General features: G+C 39.1%; 17 protein-coding genes. 10 read left to right on the top strand and 7 right to left on the bottom strand.

What is annotated here, in order from left to right:
* The first annotated feature begins 49 nt into the window (after nt 1-49).
* Nucleotides 50-2,032: a M56 family metallopeptidase gene (locus H4J69_RS02230; RefSeq protein WP_182244305.1), complete on the top strand. Its 1,983-nt coding sequence runs from the start codon at nt 50-52 to the stop codon at nt 2,030-2,032.
* A gap of 5 nt (nt 2,033-2,037) precedes the next feature.
* On the opposite strand, the gene H4J69_RS02225 is transcribed toward H4J69_RS02230, so the two are convergent.
* Complete coding sequence (locus tag H4J69_RS02225) at nt 2,038-2,535, bottom strand: Spy/CpxP family protein refolding chaperone (RefSeq protein ID WP_182216050.1); 498 nt, start codon at nt 2,533-2,535, stop codon at nt 2,038-2,040.
* Between the two features lie 241 nt (nt 2,536-2,776).
* Between H4J69_RS02225 and H4J69_RS02220 the strand changes: the two genes are divergently transcribed.
* The 3 genes from H4J69_RS02220 to H4J69_RS02210 are packed head-to-tail and all read left to right on the top strand — an operon-like array spanning nt 2,777 to nt 5,994.
* Nucleotides 2,777-3,490 (top strand): response regulator transcription factor, encoded by a 714-nt coding sequence (locus H4J69_RS02220; RefSeq protein ID WP_182216048.1) that lies wholly within the window; start codon nt 2,777-2,779, stop codon nt 3,488-3,490.
* Nucleotides 3,490-4,893 (top strand): ATP-binding protein, encoded by a 1,404-nt coding sequence (locus H4J69_RS02215; RefSeq protein ID WP_182216046.1) that lies wholly within the window; start codon nt 3,490-3,492, stop codon nt 4,891-4,893. Before H4J69_RS02220 ends, H4J69_RS02215 begins: the two co-directional genes overlap by 1 nt.
* 60 nt (nt 4,894-4,953) lie before the next feature.
* Nucleotides 4,954-5,994 carry an alpha/beta fold hydrolase gene (locus tag H4J69_RS02210; protein WP_182244306.1) on the top strand — a complete coding sequence of 347 codons (1,041 nt, stop codon included), beginning with the start codon at nt 4,954-4,956 and terminating at the stop codon, nt 5,992-5,994.
* Between the two features lie 8 nt (nt 5,995-6,002).
* Here H4J69_RS02210 and H4J69_RS02205 read toward each other — a convergent pair whose 3' ends face one another.
* Nucleotides 6,003-6,935: a cation diffusion facilitator family transporter gene (locus H4J69_RS02205; RefSeq protein WP_259367697.1), complete on the bottom strand. Its 933-nt coding sequence runs from the start codon at nt 6,933-6,935 to the stop codon at nt 6,003-6,005.
* A gap of 95 nt (nt 6,936-7,030) precedes the next feature.
* Here H4J69_RS02205 and trmL point away from each other — a divergent pair, with 95 nt between their 5' ends.
* Nucleotides 7,031-7,495, top strand: coding sequence for a tRNA (uridine(34)/cytosine(34)/5-carboxymethylaminomethyluridine(34)-2'-O)-methyltransferase TrmL (gene trmL / locus H4J69_RS02200; RefSeq protein WP_182244307.1), 465 nt, complete (start codon nt 7,031-7,033; stop codon nt 7,493-7,495).
* A 43-nt stretch (nt 7,496-7,538) separates the two neighbouring features.
* Here trmL and gpsA read toward each other — a convergent pair whose 3' ends face one another.
* From gpsA to H4J69_RS02180, 4 genes are read right to left on the bottom strand one after another with little or no spacing between them, the layout of a single operon-like run.
* Nucleotides 7,539-8,546 carry an NAD(P)H-dependent glycerol-3-phosphate dehydrogenase gene (gene gpsA, locus H4J69_RS02195; RefSeq protein ID WP_182216042.1) on the bottom strand — a complete coding sequence of 336 codons (1,008 nt, stop codon included), beginning with the start codon at nt 8,544-8,546 and terminating at the stop codon, nt 7,539-7,541.
* Between the two features lie 55 nt (nt 8,547-8,601).
* A complete protein-coding gene (gene secB, locus H4J69_RS02190) occupies nt 8,602-9,120 on the bottom strand; it encodes a protein-export chaperone SecB (protein ID WP_182244308.1) in 519 nt (172 codons plus the stop codon).
* 43 nt (nt 9,121-9,163) lie between these two features.
* Nucleotides 9,164-9,418 (bottom strand): glutaredoxin 3, encoded by a 255-nt coding sequence (grxC, locus tag H4J69_RS02185; RefSeq protein ID WP_182216038.1) that lies wholly within the window; start codon nt 9,416-9,418, stop codon nt 9,164-9,166.
* Between the two features lie 26 nt (nt 9,419-9,444).
* Entirely contained in the window at nt 9,445-9,873 is a 429-nt protein-coding gene (locus H4J69_RS02180; protein ID WP_182221512.1) for a rhodanese-like domain-containing protein, read from the bottom strand.
* Between the two features lie 251 nt (nt 9,874-10,124).
* On the opposite strand from H4J69_RS02180, the gene gpmI reads away from it, so the two are divergent.
* The 3 genes from gpmI to H4J69_RS02165 all read left to right on the top strand — a co-directional run bounded on the left by gpmI (nt 10,125) and on the right by H4J69_RS02165 (nt 13,943).
* Nucleotides 10,125-11,666, top strand: a complete 1,542-nt coding sequence (gpmI, locus tag H4J69_RS02175; RefSeq protein WP_182244309.1) for a 2,3-bisphosphoglycerate-independent phosphoglycerate mutase — start codon at nt 10,125-10,127, stop codon at nt 11,664-11,666.
* 28 nt (nt 11,667-11,694) lie between these two features.
* Nucleotides 11,695-12,846, top strand: a complete 1,152-nt coding sequence (locus H4J69_RS02170) for a peptidoglycan DD-metalloendopeptidase family protein (protein ID WP_182242092.1) — start codon at nt 11,695-11,697, stop codon at nt 12,844-12,846.
* Between the two features lie 332 nt (nt 12,847-13,178).
* Nucleotides 13,179-13,943 (top strand): divergent polysaccharide deacetylase family protein, encoded by a 765-nt coding sequence (locus H4J69_RS02165; protein WP_259367696.1) that lies wholly within the window; start codon nt 13,179-13,181, stop codon nt 13,941-13,943.
* A gap of 3 nt (nt 13,944-13,946) precedes the next feature.
* Here the strand turns inward: H4J69_RS02165 and H4J69_RS02160 are convergent, their stop codons facing one another.
* Nucleotides 13,947-14,726, bottom strand: coding sequence for a serine protease (locus H4J69_RS02160; RefSeq protein ID WP_182244310.1), 780 nt, complete (start codon nt 14,724-14,726; stop codon nt 13,947-13,949).
* A 152-nt stretch (nt 14,727-14,878) separates the two neighbouring features.
* Here H4J69_RS02160 and H4J69_RS02155 point away from each other — a divergent pair, with 152 nt between their 5' ends.
* Entirely contained in the window at nt 14,879-15,703 is an 825-nt protein-coding gene (locus H4J69_RS02155) for a patatin-like phospholipase family protein (protein WP_182244311.1), read from the top strand.
* Between the two features lie 112 nt (nt 15,704-15,815).
* Nucleotides 15,816-16,622, top strand: coding sequence for a PEP-CTERM/exosortase system-associated acyltransferase (locus H4J69_RS02150; RefSeq protein ID WP_182244312.1), 807 nt, complete (start codon nt 15,816-15,818; stop codon nt 16,620-16,622).
* Nucleotides 16,623-16,624 lie beyond the last annotated feature (2 nt).

The raw sequence follows: 16,624 nt of genomic DNA, 5'->3' as shown, positions 1-16,624 counted from the left end.
ACAATCTAAAAAGTGCTATAACATGGAAGGATAATGTCAGATTAATTTAATGAGTAGTCCATTTTTATACAATTTATCGTTAACCCTTATCCATTTTCTTTGGCAAGGGATTTTCGTTGCGCTTGCGCTAAAGTTGGCATTAACGTTTACTTCTTATAAAAAACCACAATGGCGTTATGCGATGGCGTCATTGGCTATGGTAGCTAATTTATTACTGCCTTTTTTCACTTTCTATATTATCTCTCAAGCTGACTTTCCACAATTTGGTCCTTTATTAAATAACAGCATCTTGCTGGGCGACATCATAAATAATGACGCCCAAAACACTGCTGCTTGGTACTCCAATGCGGTTGAATTCTTACCCTATTTATCATTAACATGGGTAACAATAAGCTTTGCCTTAGCGCTAAAGCTGTTCATCGAATTATATAATGTTAACCAACTACCAAAAATAGGCACCTCGCCGGCAAATGCTGAACTTGAAGCCAGATTTCAGCACTTAGTTGAACAAGTAAAATTAACCTGTTCACCTCGACTATTAATCTCACTTAAAAATGATGTGCCTATGGCAATAGGTTGGTTAAAGCCGATAGTACTTGTTCCCGTTACTATGTTGACAGGTTTAACACCCGCACAACTTGATATGTTGATATTGCACGAACTGGCACATATTCGTCGACATGACTATCTAGTTAACTTCATTCAGACCTTGGTAGAAATCTTTTTATTCTTCCACCCCGCTGTGCGTTGGGTGTCAAAGCAAATGCGTAATGAGCGTGAATATTGTAGTGATGATATTGCTGTGCAGCATTGTGGTAACCCTGTTGCTTATGCGCACACTCTGGCAGATACCGCTTCAATATGTGACAGCCACCGTCATCATTCTATTCCCGCTATGGCAATGGCGGCATCGGGTGGTGATTTAAAGCAACGCGTTCTGCGTTTAGTTGACCACGACCAACACTGCTCAACAACGACTCACTCAGGAAAATGGTTAGCGTCTATCGTCATTATTTTCTCAATTATTGCTGTGGGCAGTAAAAAATACATCCAAATTCCTAGCTTAGATATAGGCACTGATACCATTCCTTTATACCGCAGCGCCGATGATGACTTCAAAACATACACAGATAGTGGCGATGAAATAGCGTTACCTTCTTTGGCGCAGCAATTATTACACCGAGGCAATGAAAGTAATGCCTTAGAAAACAAACTACCCGCAAAGATGATAGCGCCATTTTTTCCTAAAAATACCAATAAAAATCCAGTAAATGCTGAGCTCGTAGTCGCACAAGCTTACTTTGAGAACAACGACAGTACTAAAAACACGGGTAATGCCAACAATCCCCAAGAAAAGAATACTGTCGATACCTTAGCGACAGTCGTAAACAATAAATTAGTCGGGCTTAAAAAGGCTAAATCTGAACCTTTAAGTAATTTTACTGAATCTTTGGCTGTTCAAAAAAATCAAGCTGAACAGCCTAGTACTCAAGTAAAGGTAAACAAATCTTTAGCTCAATTGGCATTAAGTCAAACGGTTACTATGGGTAAATCGCCAGCAGAATTAGCCTTTGAGCGCACTGACTCAACCAAAAAAGCTTCATTATTAAAAAACCCATACGCTGCACAAATAGCTGATTTGACTAAGCAGCCATTAGCCATAAATTCGCACTTAGCGCTACCAACAACTCGTCGTTCACAGATGATAGAGCAAGTACTTTCCTCGACAAGTGAATCGACAACTAACTACATGCCAGAACACGCACCCGCGCAATTACTGACATCAACATACCCGAAATACCCTGCCAATGCTAAGCGAAAAGGTATTGAAACAGATGTAGAAGTTACATTCACCATAGATAAAAATGGCTATGTACGTGATATTCAATACGATGGTGAAGGCAGAGTCAGTTATTTTCGTAATACTATTCGTTCATCATTAGAAAAATGGCGTTTCACCCCGGCAAGTTATAATGACCAACCGGTAGAAAGCACCATGTCTAAAATATTTTCTTTCAGTATTGCTAGATAATAAGATTACTCAGCAAGATGCTTTCTTCTCCCATCATGCTTTTGATGTGACTGCATTTTTTCTTTTTGTGCCTCCGTTAATATCATCATAAAACTGTGTTCTTTCTTTGCTTTAATTAAGGCTTTTTGTGCAATAATATCTTGGTATTGACTTTGTAAATCAACAAAAGCTTGTTCATTAAAGTGCTCTTCCATCAGTAACGCTTTACGTTGTTGATGAAAACCTTGCATGCTCTCTTTCAATACTAAACCACTTGTTTTTGCCGTTTTATTTATCACCTTTGCCTGCTCACGTTGTTCATCAGTAAGCGCTAGATACTTCGCCATTCTTTTAAAGTCACTTTTCATGCCACGCTTTGATTTGTGCTGATGGTTACCGGTATGCTTGGCATCATGACGGTCATTGTTAACGCCATCGCCGTTATTAATGGCCAACGCTGCGGTACTTGCTAAGGATAAGGTTAATACTGCACTTGCTAATAAAACTGATAGTTTACTTTTCATAAGATTTACCTCTGGGTTAAATTGATAATAATATCGAATAAGTTAATCAATCAATTACTGAGCGAGCCCGGTGAATCGATTCATTCATCTAAGTGAGGTAACTATAAACCTTGCAACGCAAAGAAACGCAAGGCAGTGTAAAGTTTTTGTAAAGGCAACAACAAAGTCAGTTTTCTAATAACACTTAAGTTAATATTAAGATACGCCAAATACCGACACTAACAAAAGATAACAAAACCTCATGAGCAAACAGAAAATATTAATCATCGATGACGACAAAGAACTCACTGAGTTATTAACTGAGTATCTCTCGTATGAAGGATTTGAATTAGAAGCCTGTCATGATGGTGTTAGTGGTCTGGCACGTGCTTATGATGAAAAATTCTCACTGATATTACTTGATGTTATGATGCCAAAACTAAATGGCTTTGAAGTATTAAAAGCCTTAGGTGGCCAGCATAAAACGCCAATTTTAATGTTAACAGCTAAAGGTGATAACGACGACAGAATATTAGGCTTAGAGCTAGGCGCCGATGACTATTTAGCGAAACCTTTTCAGCATCGTGAATTACTGGCACGCATTAAAGCTATTTTACGACGTATTAAAATAGTTAAGTCCAATGAAAGTACTATCAGCCATCAGCAAATTAATGAGGTCAGGCTTGAACATAGCACTCGTCAGGCTTTTTGCCATCAACAGTTAGTTGAATTAACCGGTACCGAATTTCAAATATTGGCTTTGCTGATGAATAATGCCAGTCAAATCGTCAGTAAAAATGAAATATCAGAACAAATTTTGAAACGTAAACTGAGTGCTTTTGATCGCAGTATCGACATGCACATCAGTAATATTCGTCGTAAGTTACTCGAGTTTTCTGCAAGTGATAAATTAAAAACCATTCGCGGCGCGGGTTATATCTTCCTCACAGGAGAGAGCACGGGGATAAATGACTAATGCTCAATAAAATTAGACAGTCATTTTCATCGATTGGCTTTAAGATATTTTTATGGTTTTGGCTGTTCGCCTTAAGCTCTATTATAGCAACACGATTTATCTCAGCGCAGTTAGCACAGAACAGTATTGTTTTGCCTGCGCACCATGGTGACCTCAAAAAATTGAACCGTATCGCTAAACATATTGAAAGGAATAATACTTCAGCCGATGGACTTTTGCGATATCGAGGAAAATCACCTAATGAAGCTATTATTATCAGAAATATTGATAGTGGTCAGCTCACCACCGATAGTAGCCGTTTTTTAAAAGACTTGGTTAGCTACCTAGAAAAAAATCGCTTTTCAGCCATCACCTCGATTCAATTTCCGAGATCTCGTATTACCGGCCCTAAAAATATCATTTTAGATAATCAACCCGTCGAACTATATTTAGCCATTAAAGGTCAGTCTCGACATTTTGATTCTTTTATTATGCAACTGCCCAATTGGTTGAAACTTGCCATCCCCATTGCGGTCAGTGCTCTATTAGCCTGGTTATTAGCACGAACATTAATTAAGCCAATATTGGCAATACGACGTGCGGCAACCGATATTGGTAACGGTCAGCTTGATGCCCGTATCGAACATGCCAATAAAAGAAAAGACGAACTGGGTTCACTTGCCACCAGCTTTAATACTATGGCCGACAAGTTATCATTAAATCTAACCGCTAATCAGCGTTTATTAGCCGATGTTTCTCATGAGCTTCGTTCGCCGATGACTCGCTTACAACTTGCGGTTGGCCTAGCTCAGCAAGCGATTAACAAACCCGAGCTGCAAAAAAAGCATCTCGCGCGCTGTGAACTAGAAGTTAGCCGTTTAAATGAAATGATAAGCGATGTGCTTTCTCTTTCTCGATTAGAAAACACCTTTCAAAAAATTAATTTGCAAACCGTTCATCTCGATGAATTATTAGCCGATATCTGCCAAGACTGCCAGTACCTTGCTGACGAAAAACATATCTTAATTACTATGAAGCACTTTTTCTCTTTGGATCTACCCGGAGATCAAAATTTATTAAGCAGTGCTTTTAGTAATGTCATTATTAATGCCATTAAATATAGCCCAAAGCACAGTGAAGTGGTCATTTCTATGGCGAGTGTTATTCTCAATCAACAAGACAGTATCAAGATTATCATTAGCGATAGCGGTAATGGCGTTCCTCAAGGTACCATCGAAAAACTTTTTCAGCCTTTTTATCGTGTCGATGAAGCCCGAGATAGAAACACGGGTGGCACCGGCTTAGGCTTAGCGATAGCGCAGCAAGCAGTATTAGCACATAATGGTGAGATAAGTGCTAAAAACAACGACTCTGGTGGCTTATCTGTAACCATTACTTTGCCGATAAGCACAACACTGACATAAAACTGATGAGCATAAGTGAATTATCACCGCTAATGTCATGCGACCTTAGGATTAAACAACATGGCTTTAGCGAAAATCAATTGTAATGACTATGGCAAAGAAAGTGAGCTTAGTGCTCGCTTATCAACTGAAATAAAACAGTTTTGGCAACAAGGTTATTTTTCATCTTTTAGTGGCGTCGATAAAATAAGAATAAATTACGCAACCTTTACTGACTCCAAAAACCAAGAAAACCTTGTATTAGTTACTGGACGGTCTGAAAGCTATCTAAAGTATCAAGAGCTCGCCTTTGACTTATATCAGCAAGGTTATAATATATTTATCGTCGACCACCGTGGTCAAGGTTTGTCACAACGTTTGTTGAATGATAGCCAAAAAGGCTATGTAAAAAAATTTGATGACTACGCCGAAGATCTTAAAAAATTTATTGATGAAGTTGTTTTAGAAAGTGCCACAAATAATGCCAGTAAAACGCCCGCTAAAAAACCACATTTATTAGCACATTCGATGGGGGGAGCCATTGCTGTGCGCATGATGCAGTTATATCCACTGTCAGCTAAATCTGCGGTGTTAACCTCGCCAATGATTGCAGTTAACTACGGCAATATCGCTAACTGGCTTGCCAAAGGGATTATTTATTTAGGTGATTTCTTTAACGCTTACTTAGCTACTGAAGCTAATTTTTTTATTGGACAAACAGCCTTTAACGATACACCTTTTGCTAAAAATGAGCTTAGTCAATCGACTGTTCGCTACCAAGTTTTTGTGGAACTTTATCAGAAAAATAAAGAGATACAATTGGGCGGCGTCACCACTCATTGGCTCAAAGAAGCCATTATCGCTAAGAAAAATATTTTTGCAGATTTAGCTAAATTGACTACACCTATCTTAGTCATGCAGGCAGGTAACGACACGATCGTTTGTAATAAAGCGCAAAACACTTTCTGCCAGCAATTGCACCAATACCACCAACAGTCTTGCCCTGAAGGCAAACCTTTCACTGTCGACAATGCGCGGCACGAACTTATGTTTGAGCAAGACCAGTACCGCAGCCCCGCCTTAAGAAAAGCACTGCAGTGGTATGATACACATTCAACTTAATGTTATTTCTATTGCGGTTCTTGGTCGACATTAACCGTTTTAATGGCTACCACTGAAGTGGGATCATGATGAATAAACACTTCGCAAGGCGAGAATTTCGCTTCAATTTCTTCTTCTATCGCTTCACCAATATCGTGAGCTTCCAGTAAAGACAGTCGGTCATCGAGCTCTAAATGAAATTGAATAAAGCGATGTGGGCCTGATTGTCGGGTTCTCAAGTCATGAACACCTAAGGTCGAATCATGAGCAATGACAATAGCGGTAATTTCAGTCTGCTCTTCTTCACTCAGTTCATGATCCATTAAGTTGTGCACACTTAAGTAAATAATTTTTAAAGCGCCACTCAATAGCAACACTCCAACAAGACAAGTAAAGATGCCATCTGCATATAGAGAGTAGCCACTGCTTAAAATCAACGCCGCTAATACGCCAAGGTTTAATAATAAATCTGACTGGTAATGCAAAGCATCGGCACTGATGGCAACGGAACGGGTTTTGGCAATCACAAAACGTTGCAACACCACTAATAACAGTGTCATCACGATAGCTATAATCGTCACCACTATGCCTATTTCTGTTTTAACAACCAGTTTGGGGTGAATAATTCGGTCAAAGCCATGAAAGATCAATAACAAGGCAGAACCGGTCACAAAAGCGGCTTGTACTAAACCCGCTAAACTCTCGGCTTTACCGTGACCAAATTTGTGTTTTTCATCGGCGGGTGCCAAAGCATAATGAAGAATAACCACATTCATCAACGAAGCAAATAAATCCAACATCGAATCGGTGGCTGAAGCCAGCATTGAGCTAGCATCTGTTACCACCCAAGCATATAGTTTCAAAAGAAAAAGTAATAAGGCCGTTCCAGTAGCAGCGAAAGCAGCTATTCTTACCCAAAAACTGTAATCATTTTTTTTTGATAAAGCTTCACTCATAGTCATTACTTTTCCATGCTTGCTACTTAAGCGCTAATTTGTACAATATAGTAATTCGTTTGGTATAATACCTTATCATCTTCGAATTTAAGTACATTTTTATGTTAGACGTCGTTTTGTTTCAGCCACAAATTCCGCCGAATACCGGTAATATTATCCGCCTCTGTGCGAATACAGGCTTTAGGTTACACCTTATTGAACCCTTTGGCTTTGACCTAGACGATAAAAAACTTCGCCGCGCGGGTTTAGATTACCATGAGTTTGCAGCCATTAAGCGCCATAAAGATTACCAAGCTTTTGTCGAAAGTGAACAACCTGAGCGAGTTTTAGCGGTAACCACTAAAACAACCAATTACTATGGTGATATTGCCTTTAAACCTGGGGACTATTTACTTTTTGGCTCAGAGACCAGTGGTTTGCCAGAAGAAGTAAGACAGCAAATACCCGATGAAGATAAAATTCGTATCCCCATGCTAAAAGACAGCCGGAGTATGAATTTATCGAATGCCACCGCAGTGCTTATTTTTGAAGCTTGGCGACAAATGGGCTTTGAAGGCTCAGTTTAAATTTACAATAGTAAAGATAAACGGAGCCAAACAAAGTGTAAAATTATTCGACAGTACGGTCGCGGGACAGTAAATCAGCAGCGGCTAGCTTTGCTGATTTGCCGCAATAAAGTACCTGATAGACTTGCTCGACTATCGGCATTTCTACGCCCATACGTTGTGCTAACATATAAACTTCTTTGGTATTACGATAGCCTTCAACAACTTGGCCAATATCAGCCATCGCTTTTTCAACATCAACGCCGCTGCCAAGTGCTAAACCAAATCGACGATTGCGTGATTGATTATCAGTACAAGTTAAGACTAAATCACCTAATCCAGCCATCCCCATAAAAGTACTTGCCTCGGCATTAAGTGCACAGCCTAAACGTGTCATTTCAACTAAACCACGGGTAATCAACGCAGTACGAGCATTGGCACCAAAGCCAATACCGTCGGCGATACCAGCACCGATAGCGATCACATTTTTAACCGCACCACCAAGTTGTACACCAATAAAGTCTTTATTTGCATAGACCCGAAAGGTTTTGCCACAATGTAATAGATCAGAAATTTCAGTGACAAAATCATCATCAGTTGACGATAATGAAATAGCCGTTGGTAAGCCAGCCGCCATCTCTTTTGCAAAGGTTGGCCCAGAAAGCACGGCCAATGAAATATCATCCCCCAGAATATCACGGGCAACATCTTGCAGTAATCGTCCTGTTTTATGATCTAAACCTTTGGTTGCCCAAGCTATTTTAGCCTTTGGTAATAAGTAGGGTTTAATTTGGCTGAGCATTTCGCCGAAGGCATGACTCGGTACAACCACTAAAATGTTTTCACTCGCTTGAACAGCACTTTCAAGATCGTTAGTCGTTGTTAGTGAGGGTGGAAACTCACTACCCGGTAAATATTTCTCATTTGAGTGAGACGCTTGCATTTGCGCAATATGTTGAGGATCTCGTCCCCATAATACGGTTTTGTGACCATTTCGAGCGAGACAAATAGCAAGGGCAGAGCCATAAGACCCTGCCCCCAAAACCGTGATTTTTGCCGTTAATTTCGACATATCATCACTTCCATTTTATTGTTACTACTAGCCGATTTTGAAGAAAAACCGTTAATTAGTGAGTTTCACTGCTCGCAGGCATCTGTTCAGTTTTTGCTTGTGCGGCACGTTGTTGAACATATGAAGCAAATAGTGCTTCAAAGTTTACTGGTGCTAAATTAATTTGTGGAAATGAACCACGACTCACTAAATTCGCCACTGACTCACGTGCATACGGAAATAATGTTGTTGGGCAGAATGCACCAATAGTATGAGCAAGTTGTGCTTCAGGTAAATTACCAATAGAAAAGATACCGGCTTGTTGGACTTCAGCTAAAAACGCCGTTTGCCCTTCAACAGTCGCGGTAACGGTTACTGAAAGAACAACCTCATAAGTATCTTCAGCCAATTTATTTGATTTAGTATCTAAATCTAATTGAATTTCAGGCTTCCAATCTTTTTGGAAAATAGCAGGAGAATTTGGCGTTTCAAAAGAGATATCTTTTGTATAAATACGTTGAATAGCAAATTGTGGTGCGGCTTGTTCAGTAGCGGCTTCTGGCGCATCAGCGTTGTTAGTGTTCTCATCAGACATAGTTTTTTCCTATTGTATTTATTATTTTATATAATGATGACTTTTAATCTTTTGCTAAAAGTTCATCTAATTTATTAGCGGCGTGAAGTGCGAATAGTTCATCGCAGCCCCCGACATAATGATCACCAATAAAGATTTGTGGTACGGTTACACCGCCACTACGCTTGATCATGGCATTGCGCAATTCTGCATTATTGTCGATTTTAATTTCATTAAAGCTTACTTGTTTCTCTTCGAGTAAAGCTTTTGCTCGCATACAGTAAAAACAAGTTACTTTAGTATAAATATCAACTGTCATATCAAACCTTTATTAGTTATTAGCTATTATTTTTTAACCAGTGGTAAACCGGCATTAACCCAAGAATTCATACCACCCTTTAACAAGCTTACTTTAGTAAAGCCTGCTTTAAGTAATTGATTAGCAACCGGGGTAGCAGTAATTCCTGCGGTACATACAACTATGATGGGTTTATCTTTATAGTTTTCAAGGGTAGCAAAATCATTATTTGATACTTTCTCTTTCACTAAATTTTTCGAATCGATGATACGACTCGCTTTAAATTCTTTTTCGGTACGAATATCAACTACTACACCTTCTTCACGGTTTACTAAAAAAGTAAGTTCCTGTGTAGATATTTGCTTAATAGGAGACATTTGAATACGAATAGTCGTCACAATAATAAGAACGACAATAACTGCCCAAGCAGCGCTTAGTGCTGGATGATTACCAGCAAAAATAATTAATTGATCCATAAAAATAATAAATATTGGTTGAATAAAAAGTTGACGATAGTATACAGAATTACCAAGCAAACCCAAAAAGAACTTTACGTGATAAGCGATTAAATCAATGAAAAGGTTTTTTTTGTTGATACAACCGATTGATAACGAATAAAAGCACACAATTCATTTGAAATATTTTGTCTAATACCACACAAGCAATTCTTGATTTGCCTTGGTATACTGGTGAATAATTAGCTAATTTCACCGTTATGGAAACTAAAATGCCAAATAAAAAACCTACCGTATTACTGATTTTAGATGGTTGGGGATACCGAGAATCTACAGAATCTAATGCTATTTTTCATGCAAGAACGCCGGTACTCGACGATTTAAATGCTCGCTATCCACATATGTTAATTGGCACCTCAGGCATGGCAGTAGGTTTACCTGACGGACAAATGGGCAACTCAGAAGTGGGTCACGTTAATTTAGGCGCTGGTCGTATTGTTTATCAAGACTTCACTCGTATTACCAAATCGATAAAAGATAAAGAATTTAACAGCAACAAAGCACTTAATGATGCGGTTGACCAAGCCGTTAAAAATGATAAAGCCGTACATGTTTTTGGCTTATTATCACCAGGTGGCGTTCATAGCCATGAAGATCATATTTTTTCAATGCTCGAACTGGCTAAAGAAAAAGGTGCCCGTAAAATTTACTTGCACGCTTTTCTAGACGGTCGTGATACACCACCACGTAGCGCAGAAGCGTCATTGATTAAAGCACAAGAAAAATTCCAACAGCTAGGCTGTGGCCAGATAGCTTCAGTAATTGGTCGTTATTATGCCATGGACCGTGACCAACGTTGGGATCGTGTCGAATTAGCCTACAACTTAATGGTTAGTGGTGAAGCGCAGTATAAATATTCAAGCGCAACTGAGGCATTAGCCGCAGCTTATACCCGCGATGAAAATGACGAGTTTGTTGCCGCTTCAGCGATTGTAGACGAGAACAACCAAGCCATAGAAATTGATGATGGTGACTCCTTAATTTTTATGAATTTTAGAGCCGACCGTGCCCGTCAATTTACCCGCTGCTTCACTGAACAAGACTTTTCTGGCTTTAAGCGTAAGAAGTGTCCTGCTATTGCTGACTTTGTCATGCTCACCGAATATGCCGGCGACATAAAAGCCAATATCGCTTTCCCTAAAGTGGCACTTGAGAACGTACTCGGCGAATGGTTAGAGAAAAACAATAAAACGCAATTACGTATTTCAGAAACAGAAAAATATGCGCACGTTACCTTCTTCTTCAGCGGTGGTAAAGAAAGTGAATTTGTTGGCGAACAGCGTATTTTAGTACCTTCGCCACAAGTTGCCACCTACGATTTACAACCAGAAATGAATTCAGCATTACTCACTGATAAATTAGTCGCCGCCATTGAAAGCGGTGAACACGACTTTATCGTTTGTAATTATCCAAATGGTGATATGGTGGGTCATACTGGAAAGTTTGATGCTGCCGTAGCCGCTTGTGAAGCGGTTGATGCTAGCGTAGGCCGTGTTGTTGCCGCTCTAGAAAAAGTGGGTGGCGAGTGTTTAATTACTGCTGACCATGGCAATGCTGAACAAATGGTTGATAACAATTCAGGGCAAGCACACACAGCGCATACCTGTGAACCTGTGCCGCTAATTTATATTGGCCGACCCGCTCAACCAGCAGAAAATGGCGCATTGAGTGATATTGCGCCAACAATATTACAGCTGATGGATATAGAGCAACCCGAGCAAATGACCGGTCATTCGTTAATGAAGTTTATCTAAGAAAATTATTATTAAAATGAAATTTACCGTGAAAAAAATATCTTTATTTGCATCAATATTCAGCCTTAGCTGCGTATTGATGTCGGTGAACGCCACTGAACAGTCGTCGGATAATGGTGATACGACCAATAAAACCAATCAAGCATTGTCGAAAGTTCAGCAGCAAATAGTTGAGCAAGAAAAATCGATTAAACAAACGAGTAATAAACGCTCATCTTTAGAAAATCAATTAAGAAATGACGATATTTCAATCGCTAAAATCGTAAAGGCGATGATTAAAACCCAAGATGATTTTGAAGATACTCAGCAAACATTAAAAGAACTCGCGCAAGAAAAAATAACCTTAACGCACAAGAAACAACAGCAAGAAAAAGTATTAGCCCAACAATTAAGAGCCGCTTATACATCGGGACATCACGACTATATTAAATTATTACTTAACCAGCAAAGCCCTGCTAGCGTAGAACGTACCGTTACCTATTATAAATATTTGAACGATGCTCGCATCAAAGAAATTGACCAATTTCAGATTGTCTTAAGTGATTTGCTCGCCGTAACAACACAACACCAAGAGCAAGCCAAAAAGTTAAATCTTATAAAACAACAACAAGCCGAACAAAAAGTCGTATTTCAAAACACTAAGCAAGAACGAAAAAACACCATTCGCGCATTAAATAAAGAGCTGCTTGGTAGCAAACAGCTGTTAGCTCAATTAGTGGCAGAAGAACAAAATTTAGTGGTGGCATTACAACGAATCGCAGCATTAGCACAGCAAAGTGCGGAGTTAGTTGGCCTAAAAAAACTCAAAAGAAAACTTTCTTGGCCGGTTAAAGGCAAAATTAGCCACAGTTTTGGCTCTCGTAAACAAGGTTACTTAAAATGGAAAGGTATTTTGTTAGCCGCTCCTGTTGGTAAACAAGTTAAAGCCATTCATAACGGTACGGTATTGTTTTCAGATTGGTTAAAAGGTTATGGTTTAGTCACAGTGTTAGATCATGGCGCCGGCTATATGAGCCTATATGGCTATAACCAAGCGTTATTAAAGTCAGTAGGAGACCGGGTAGAAACCGGTGAACCCATAGCGCTTGTTGGACAAAGTGGTGGGCAGAGTCAATCTGGATTATATTTTGAAATACGTAGCGATGGTCAGGCAGTAAACCCTAAAGCTTGGTTTAAATAAAGTAAAAATATAGCGCCTACTGAGTCTTATTTTTTCTGCTAATAAAAACAGTCAATCCGCTGTAATTATTTTGAAATACGTAGCGATGGCCAAGCAGTTAACCCTAAAGCTTGGTTTAAATAAAGTAAAAATATAGCGTCTACTGAGTCTTATTTTTTCTGCTAATAAAAACAGTCAATCCGCTGTAATTATTTCGAAATACCCAGCGATGGTCAAGCAGCTAACCCTAAAGCTTGGTTTACATGAAGATAAAAAGTTAACTTCTCCTCGATTTTAACTTTTTCTACTGATAATCTCGGTCAATAATGATGTTTTCCAAATTAAGAGTTCTTTTGCCTTTATTCCCACGACTAATTATTTTATTGACGTTACTAAGCATAACGCCTTTAGCTACCGCTAAAAACGCACAAGTTGCCATTATTATTGACGATATTGGTTACCGAAAAAGTGATGCTGCCGTGCTAACCTTACCCGGCGCAATAACCTTCGCTATTCTCCCCCATACGCCTTATGGTAAAAGACTGGCTTTAGAAGGCTATCATAAAAATAACGAAATTATTTTGCATATCCCAATGGAAGCAGAAAATGGTAAAAAGCTAGGACCTGGCGCACTAACCGTTAAAATGAATGAAGAGTCAATCCGCCATCAGTTAGCACTTGCTTTCGCTGAGATACCTTTTGCTATTGGCATCAACAACCACATGGGGAGTAAACTAACTAAACTTTATAATCCAATGATGTGGACCATGCGCTTTTTAAAAGAGCGAGATTTAATTTTTGTCGACAGTGTTACTACCAACAAAACCAAAGCAGAACATATCGCCCTTCAGGTAGGCGTTCCAACAACCCACCGACAAATATTTTTAGATAACGAATTAACCACTGACTATATTGATCAGCAATTTATGCAGCTTATAGAGCACGCCCAGCAATATAAATCAGTGGTGGCTATTGCGCACCCTCACCCTGAAACGATCGCTGCACTCAATCGTTTAATACCGTTACTCGCAGCCCTTGATATTGACTTAGTGCCCGTTTCATCCTTAATAGACTCACCCAAAATCCTGCAAGACCTGACTGTCATAACTGAAGACTAAAAATTACTGATGAGTACCGAGATAATCAATATTATCTTTTTTTAGTAAGGCTAATAAATATTTAACCGGAATCGCGTATGTTATGCCACTAGGATTAGTAATAACCGCTTCCTTTGACTCCTGCACAAACACCTTATTAATAATACCAATCACTTCTCCTGAATCAACATCATATAAAGCACTGCCACTATTGCCAGGGTAAGCGGTAGCATCAAGTTGATAAACCAAATAAGGATTACGTAACATTTTCAACATCTTAATACTAATTTGCTGAGCATTATCCACCGGGATTATCGTTGGCGTAATACTGGCAATAATACCGCGGTGGGTCACTGGGTATAGGCCTAAAACAGCGCCTATAGGAAAGCCCGTAAATGCAACATAGCTGCCCTCTCGACTAAATTCTTTATTTGCAAGTTGCATCGCGGGCAGTGGCGCGCCATGGATTTTTAGTACGGCGATATCGTGCAACTGCGAACTAGCAACAATATCAGCGGTTCGCACTTTCGCCGCTTTCCCAGAGCCAGTAAACACCGCCATCTGTTGAAGAATATTTGCATCAAGTTCTTTGGGTAAAACGTGAAAGTTGGTGACCACATAGCGGCCATTACCGATAACAAAGCCACTGCCATTCAAACTATTTTGCTGGCGACCCGATGGTGTATGAACACCAATACCCACTACTGACGGTTTTATTTTTTCAACGGTATCCGCTAAATCGGCTATTACTGAGCTGGTATAAAAAATTAAATAAACACTTAATATTATTTTCAAATAACGCATCTTAAACCCTCCATTCATTATAAATATTATTTATCGTCAATAAGTTTACTGCGTTTTACTCGCAAAAACAGCTATGATTACTCATAATTAAAATAATCATAACAATATGTTATATCCCTGTAGGCAGCTATTTCTTAAGGTCGTTCAACAATATGACAAAAAAAACAGTAGTTCCTATCTTCGCAGGTGGCGGCACAAGACTGCCTGCGCACGTTGGTATCTTACATGCGCTACAAGCTTATGACATCGACTTCAATCACTTAGTAGGGGTTTCAGGTGGCAGTATTGTTAGCAGCTTATTTGCAGCTGGCTTAAGCCCAGCTGAAATTAAAGATATCGCTTTAAATACTAACTATAACAAGTTCCGAGAATTTTCATTATTAAAATTAATTCGCAACGGCGGTTTAAGTTCAGGAGACCGTTTTGAGCAATGGATGGATGGCCTACTCAATGGAAAAACATTTGCCGAGCTTGATTATAACTTACATATTGTTGCAACAGATGTCGCTAAAGGTACCCCCGTGATATTCAACAAAGAGCTCACCCCTGATGTAAAAGTATCACTGGCGGTACGATTCTCGATGTCTATTCCCTTAATATTTAGTTTCAAGACTTTTGGCGAACATGTCATGGTTGATGGCAGTATTTTATCTGAAGACGCCCTGCATAGAGACTGGGCAAAAGACGGGACACCGGTCTTATGTTTTCGCCTTAAGGGTGAGCATGAAAATAACGAAGTTAATATTAAAGGTTTTTTCCCAATTTATAAGTACGTGACCCTGCTTATTCGTACCTTTATGACCACGATCTCGCGCGAATATATTAATGAAGCCTTCTGGCACAATACCGTAGTAGTTAATATTGGCAATTACTCTGCCGTTGACTTTTCCATGACAACAGAACAAAAACAAAGCTTATTTGATATTGGCTTTAAAACAGCAGAGGAAGTATTACCGATAAAACTGGGAAAAAAATAAATTTTTTAACAGTTAATAGTAATATTTCTCCGGTATTAGGTTATATTAATAGTATGTCTCGTGACGCAATGGCTTCTATCACGAAATAACATGAAGACAAATGGATGAGAAAATGAGTCTAAGCAAATTAATATTAAATTCCCCTATCATTGGCGATGTCGCAAAAAAAGTGGCGTCGTTTAAGGTCAATCATGATGCCGGAAATATTGCTGAGCACTTTACCAAGTTTCTCAAGCCACAATACGCCTCTACTAACAGCCTTCGTAACGAAGTATTTAAAATTCGTCATAATGTTTATTGTGAAGAATTAGCCTTCGAAAATCAAAAAGACGATGGCATGGAAATGGATGATTTTGATTCTCACTCTATTTTTGCTTTAATTCAGCACAAACCAACCAATAATTACACCAGTTGCGTACGTATAGTTCGCTCAAGCAATGAAGATGAATTGTTACCGATTGAAAAGTTTTGTTATGACGCAATTCAAAACAAAGAATACGATCCTAAAAGATTCAAACGTGAAGAAATTGGTGAGATTTCTCGCTTGGCCGTAAAAGCTGACTTCAGGCGTCGTAAATCAGATCGTTTTAAGGGTTCTGCCATCGGTGCCATTAGTGAAAGTTCATATTCTGAATCAGAACTGCGCTGCTTCCCATTTATTGCGATTGGTCTATATATGGTTGCTGGCACTTTAGCTATCGATACCGGTATAAAACATGCCTATGTAATGATGGAGCCACGTTTAGCCCGTAGTATGAAGTTTGTTGGCATTAAGTTTGTACAAATTGGTGAGCCCATTGAATATCATGGCTTACGTGCTCCTTATTATATTAATGCTGAAATATTTTTAGAAAACCTAACAAGTGGCTTTAAAAGCTTGTATAAAGAAATACAAAAAGATATCCGTAGCCAGTTTTAATT

The sequence above is a fragment of the Colwellia sp. BRX10-9 genome (assembly GCF_014077405.1).
GTDB lineage: Bacteria > Pseudomonadota > Gammaproteobacteria > Enterobacterales > Alteromonadaceae > Colwellia_A.
This window is presented reverse-complemented; position numbering and strand designations above follow the sequence as displayed.

Bases quoted from the DNA above. Each gene is read 5' to 3' on its own strand.
- H4J69_RS02210 (WP_182244306.1), top strand. From the start codon at position 4,954: ATGGCTTTAGCGAAAATCAATTGTAATGACTATGGCAAAGAAAGTGAG.
- grxC (WP_182216038.1), bottom strand. From the start codon at position 9,418: ATGACAGTTGATATTTATACTAAAGTAACTTGTTTTTACTGTATGCGA.
- H4J69_RS02205 (WP_259367697.1), bottom strand. From the start codon at position 6,935: ATGACTATGAGTGAAGCTTTATCAAAAAAAAATGATTACAGTTTTTGG.
- H4J69_RS02160 (WP_182244310.1), bottom strand. From the start codon at position 14,726: ATGCGTTATTTGAAAATAATATTAAGTGTTTATTTAATTTTTTATACC.
- H4J69_RS02180 (WP_182221512.1), bottom strand. From the start codon at position 9,873: ATGGATCAATTAATTATTTTTGCTGGTAATCATCCAGCACTAAGCGCT.
- secB (WP_182244308.1), bottom strand. From the start codon at position 9,120: ATGTCTGATGAGAACACTAACAACGCTGATGCGCCAGAAGCCGCTACT.
- gpmI (WP_182244309.1), top strand. From the start codon at position 10,125: ATGCCAAATAAAAAACCTACCGTATTACTGATTTTAGATGGTTGGGGA.
- H4J69_RS02215 (WP_182216046.1), top strand. From the start codon at position 3,490: ATGCTCAATAAAATTAGACAGTCATTTTCATCGATTGGCTTTAAGATA.
- H4J69_RS02150 (WP_182244312.1), top strand. From the start codon at position 15,816: ATGAGTCTAAGCAAATTAATATTAAATTCCCCTATCATTGGCGATGTC.
- H4J69_RS02155 (WP_182244311.1), top strand. From the start codon at position 14,879: ATGACAAAAAAAACAGTAGTTCCTATCTTCGCAGGTGGCGGCACAAGA.
- H4J69_RS02230 (WP_182244305.1), top strand. From the start codon at position 50: ATGAGTAGTCCATTTTTATACAATTTATCGTTAACCCTTATCCATTTT.
- gpsA (WP_182216042.1), bottom strand. From the start codon at position 8,546: ATGTCGAAATTAACGGCAAAAATCACGGTTTTGGGGGCAGGGTCTTAT.
- H4J69_RS02220 (WP_182216048.1), top strand. From the start codon at position 2,777: ATGAGCAAACAGAAAATATTAATCATCGATGACGACAAAGAACTCACT.
- H4J69_RS02225 (WP_182216050.1), bottom strand. From the start codon at position 2,535: ATGAAAAGTAAACTATCAGTTTTATTAGCAAGTGCAGTATTAACCTTA.
- trmL (WP_182244307.1), top strand. From the start codon at position 7,031: ATGTTAGACGTCGTTTTGTTTCAGCCACAAATTCCGCCGAATACCGGT.